Source organism: Dyella choica, assembly GCF_003977665.1.
GTDB classification, from domain to species: Bacteria; Pseudomonadota; Gammaproteobacteria; order Xanthomonadales; family Rhodanobacteraceae; genus Dyella_B; species Dyella_B choica.
The window spans coordinates 762-2,774 of record NZ_RYYV01000059.1 but is presented as its reverse complement, the minus strand read 5'-3'; the positions used below and the strand labels follow the sequence as shown (position 1 = coordinate 2,774).

Annotated in this window: 1 protein-coding gene; it reads right to left on the bottom strand. The window is 63.4% G+C overall.

Annotated elements, in window-relative coordinates; genetic code table 11:
* Positions 1–2,013, bottom strand: a 2,013-nt coding sequence (locus EKH80_RS23645) for a non-ribosomal peptide synthetase (protein WP_196240435.1), incomplete at both ends; no start/stop codon positions are given.

Sequence of the window (2,013 nt, the reverse complement as noted above, 5' to 3'; positions counted from 1 at the left end):
GCCGGCAGCATCGACGGCACCCATTGCATCAAGGTAATGCCATGCTGCTGGGCATAGGCGAGCATGCCGTGCGGGTCGCGGGTCAGCGCATCCGGCAACAGGTAAAGCGTGGCGCCGTTGAGCAGCGGCAGCCAGGTTTCCCACACCGCCGCATCAAAGCCCAGCGCACTGCGTGCGAGCAAACGGTCTTGAGCCGTGCACGGATAACGGTCCTGGAACCATTGCAACTGATTGGTCAGGCCCGCGTGAGTGATCACTGTGCCCTTGGGCCGTCCGGTGGAACCGGAGGTGTAAATGACGTACGCCGGATGATCGCCGCGCAAGGCGCGCACGCGTTGCGTAGGAGGCGGGTTATGCGTATCCACGCTTGCAAGCCGTTCCTGGCACGCCGGATCATCCAGTTGCACCGTGCGCGCGGCGTGCGCCGGCAAACGCCCACTCATGTCGCAGGTGGTGAGCACGGCAACCGGTCGCGCGTCTTCCAGCACGAAGCGCAGGCGTTCGGCCGGATACGTCATATCCAGCGGCAGGTACGCCGCGCCGGCCTTCACTATGGCCAGCATCGCCACCAACAAATCGCTTGAGCGCGGCAACGCGACCGCAATGCAATCTTCCGGACCGATACCGTCCGCGATCAGCAAGGCCGCCAGCCGGCTTGCCTTCGCATTGAGCTGCTTATAGTCGAGCGTGGCATCTTCGCAGACCAGGGCGGTGGCTGCGGGCGTGGCGGACGCCTGTGCTTCGAACAAATCCGGCAACAGCGCCGCCGACAACGCATGGGCGGTGGATTGCCAGTGCATCAGCCGTTGCTGCTCAGCGGCGGTCAACAGCCCGATGCCACCGATCGGCTGGTCAGGATTTTCCACCGCGCTATGCAGTACCTGCACCAGCCGTTGCAGCATCTGCTGCGCCGTATCCGGCGCGTACAGGTCGGTGGCGTACTGCAGGCTGCCGCGCAAAGTTTTCTCGCCTTGCGCATCGCGTCCTTCGACAAATTCGAAACTCAGGTCAAACTTGGCTGGGCTGTAGCCGGTTGCCTGCGGTGCGGCGGTCAGGCCTGGTAGTTCCAGGCGTCCGCCGGCATTGTTCTGCAGGCTCAGCATCACTTGGAACAGCGGATGCCGGTTGAGTGCGCGAACGGGATTGACGATCTCCACCAGCCGCTCGAACGGTAGATCCTGGTGCGCATAGGCGGCCAGATCGTTTTGACGGACCCGCTTCAGCAGTTCACGGAAGCTGGGACGGCCTGATACATCCGTGCGCAGCACCAGGGTATTGACGAAGAAGCCGACCAGCTCATCCAGCGCTTCGTCGGTGCGCCCGGCGATGACCGTGCCGAGCGGAATATCCGTGCCGGCGCCGAGCCGGGACAGGGTCACCGCAACAGCTGCATGCAACAGCATGAACAAACTGGCCTGACTGTCATGCGCCAGTTGCAGCAGGCGTGCATGCATGTCTGCATCGAGCTGGAAGGAAACGTCCGCGCCCCGGAAGCTGGGGCTCGCCGGGCGCGGAAAATCGACGATCAAGTCCAACTGCTCGGGAAGGCCCGCCAGATGCTGTTGCCAATACGCGATCTGCGCGGCGATGACACTGTTCTTGTCGCCTTCGCTGCCCAGCCACTCGCGTTGCCGCAGCGCGTAATCGACGTATTGCACGGGCAGTGGCTGCCATGCCGGGAACCGGCCTTCCCGGCGTGCGGCATAAGCCACCCCCAGGTCGCGGAACAACGGCCGCCATGACCAGCCATCACTGGCGATGTGATGCACTTGCAGCAACAGCACGTGCTCATCGTGCGACAGCGCAAATAGCCATGCGCGCACGGGCAGTTCATGGGTCAGCTCAAACCGGTAGCCGGCGCATGTCCTGAGGTGCTGCGCCAGTTCGTTCGCATCGCAGGCGATCTGCTCGAACGAAAGTGTCGCCTTGTCCAGCACGATCTGCCGCGCGCCTTCTTCGCCATCGCTGAAGATAGTGCGCAGGCTTTCATGGCGCTGCAGCAGATCGTTCAGG